Consider the following 2,085-nt stretch of genomic DNA (forward strand, 5'->3'; position numbering starts at 1 on the left):
GGGAAATCAGGCGGAAAATTAGGTTTCAATCAGCGCCGGAAGTGCCCGGCGCGATCGAGAACTAGGGAGGCCACAATGGCCGCAGGCAGGAGAAACGATGCAAACGGGTGCGGCGGGCGCGCGGGAGGAGGAAACGCCCCCGCCGCTGATCCGGCAGCGCCACAGGAAGGATCGCGCCGCCGGATAGAACAAAAGACCCCGCCCCAGCCAACGCAGAACCTGCGGCCGGAAGCGAGGCAAGGTGCATGCGCGCGAAACACTCAAAACGCGCATGAGGGGATGAAAAAGCCGTCATCATCGTCCGTCCCCCCGAAATCCCTCGAAGGACGGCCAGTGACCGGTGACAAGCTGAAACACAGCCCAGGACAGACCGACCGGCCCGAACACCACCGCAACCAGTTGAAACGGAAGCAGTGCCAGAGCGATGGCAAGAGCAAGGAAATACCACTCCATCAAGACGCCTCCGCCTGCTGGCGGGACATGCCGCCTGCAACGGACACCAGCTCGGCCAGTCGCTCATACTCGACGCCGTCAATGCCCCGAAGCCGCGCGGCCTCAACCGCACGCTTCCAATATTGGGCCGGGATGTTGCCGCGCCGACGCATCGCCTTTGCCGCTTCATACGGCACGCCGATATCACGCCCGAATTCGGCGATCGAAGGCCATCTGAGAATGAGGTCTGTGTGTGTCATGCCAAAATAGGTGTCATTCACACCCATTTTTGTCAAGCGCAAATAGGTGTTACCCGCACCCACATTAGTAGGTACAATCTGCACCTATCCAATCTACAGGACATGAGCTTATGGAAAGCCGGCAGGAGCAAGCCGAGAAGAGAGGTCGCGCCGAGCGCCTTAAACAGGCGCGCAAGCAGGCCGGAAAAGGCAGCTACCGCAAGCTGGCGACCAATTACGGCTGGAATGAAAACACCTATAAGTCTCATGAGAGCGGCGCCAACGGCTTTACGGTCACAGACGCTCGCCGATATGCCAAGGTGTTCAAAGTCTCATTCGAATGGCTCTATTTCGGCACGGGGGAAATGCACGACACAGACACCGCACCGCCGAAAGTTGATGATATACCATTGATTTCGTTCGTCAGCGCCGGACAACTGACTGACCAGACGGAGGTAACAGACCTCGACCACTACCCGACCGTGGCAGCTATCGATCTTCCACAGGGAAAATGGATTGCACTGCGGGTCGAAGGTGATTCCATGAACAAGATTTCACCGCCTGATAGCGTTATTTTTGTGAACCTTTCGGATCGCCGCCTAGTACCGAACGCCTGCTATGTTGTGGCCGATGAACGCGGCGCGGCGACCTACAAGCGCTACAGGCCGAATGACGATCCTCCGTTTCAACCGGCTTCCTATCACGATGTGCCCCCGCCAGCGATGAATGGGACGGTCAGAGTTATCGGGCGTGTGCGCCGCACGGTGCTGGATGTTTAGAACTGAGCGGACCCGCGCATCAGACCGCCCTCGAGAAGCGTCTCATTGCTTTAGCTTCAGAAAATCCAGCCCAGCTTCACCATCCGGTCCGAATGCCGCCTCCGCGAAGTCGCATATCTGCGCTTCCGTCAACGCCCCACCTGTGTAGTAAGCGGTTTCGTCCATCGTCAATCGCCCCAGCGTTTCGGCGTCCTCCCCTTCATCGGCGAGCGAAACATTCCATTCCTCCGCAAATCGCTTGATCGCTTTTTCATTTACGGTCGCACGTGAGCAACTGCCCGCATAGGCTCTGGCGAGAGCAATGCGATACACGGCGCCAGCTTTGTTATGAGGCGGTCGATCCCCCCATTCACCGAGATCCCGAAACGTCTCGAAGGCGTGCCAATCCATGCCACGAGGCCTACTTGGCCGGACACCATCTATGGGGGCTGAAACAGACGCATCCGTCAAGCAGAAACTAGCCATTTTTTGCGCGGCGATCGTTGAGCCTGAAACAGGTAGTCGGATGGTTTCCGTCACATCAGACACCTTAATGTAAAGTGCCTTTCTGGCCTTGACCAGTTCATCCAGAAAACGACGTGCGCCCTCGCCCTCAAACGCAGCATCGAAACCGATATTGCCGTTTCCCAGCATTA

General features: G+C 57.6%; 4 protein-coding genes. 1 reads left to right on the top strand and 3 read right to left on the bottom strand.

Annotated elements, in window-relative coordinates; genetic code table 11:
• Positions 1-294: 294 nt before the first annotated feature.
• Both ABID12_RS20795 and ABID12_RS20800 read right to left on the bottom strand, forming a co-directional pair.
• Positions 295-453, bottom strand: a complete 159-nt coding sequence (locus ABID12_RS20795) for a hypothetical protein (protein ID WP_354435960.1) — start codon at positions 451-453, stop codon at positions 295-297.
• On the bottom strand, positions 453-692 hold the full coding sequence (locus ABID12_RS20800) for a hypothetical protein (protein WP_354435961.1): 240 nt from the start codon (positions 690-692) through the stop codon (positions 453-455). The genes ABID12_RS20795 and ABID12_RS20800 overlap by 1 nt, the downstream gene beginning before the upstream one ends.
• A 110-nt stretch (positions 693-802) precedes the next feature.
• Here ABID12_RS20800 and ABID12_RS20805 point away from each other — a divergent pair, with 110 nt between their 5' ends.
• Positions 803-1,450 (top strand): LexA family transcriptional regulator, encoded by a 648-nt coding sequence (locus ABID12_RS20805; RefSeq protein WP_354435962.1) that lies wholly within the window; start codon positions 803-805, stop codon positions 1,448-1,450.
• 42 nt (positions 1,451-1,492) lie between these two features.
• On the opposite strand, the gene ABID12_RS20810 is transcribed toward ABID12_RS20805, so the two are convergent.
• Positions 1,493-2,085 (bottom strand): hypothetical protein (locus tag ABID12_RS20810; protein WP_354435963.1); only part of this gene is annotated, 593 nt, incomplete at its 5' end.

Source organism: Martelella mangrovi, from assembly GCF_040545495.1.
Taxonomy (GTDB): domain Bacteria; phylum Pseudomonadota; class Alphaproteobacteria; order Rhizobiales; family Rhizobiaceae; genus Martelella; species Martelella mangrovi.

What these genes read in the sequence shown, in the direction of transcription:
- ABID12_RS20795 (WP_354435960.1), bottom strand. Translation starts at nt 453, where the DNA reads ATGGAGTGGTATTTCCTTGCTCTTGCCATCGCTCTGGCACTGCTTCCG.
- ABID12_RS20805 (WP_354435962.1), top strand. Translation starts at nt 803, where the DNA reads ATGGAAAGCCGGCAGGAGCAAGCCGAGAAGAGAGGTCGCGCCGAGCGC.
- ABID12_RS20800 (WP_354435961.1), bottom strand. Translation starts at nt 692, where the DNA reads ATGACACACACAGACCTCATTCTCAGATGGCCTTCGATCGCCGAATTC.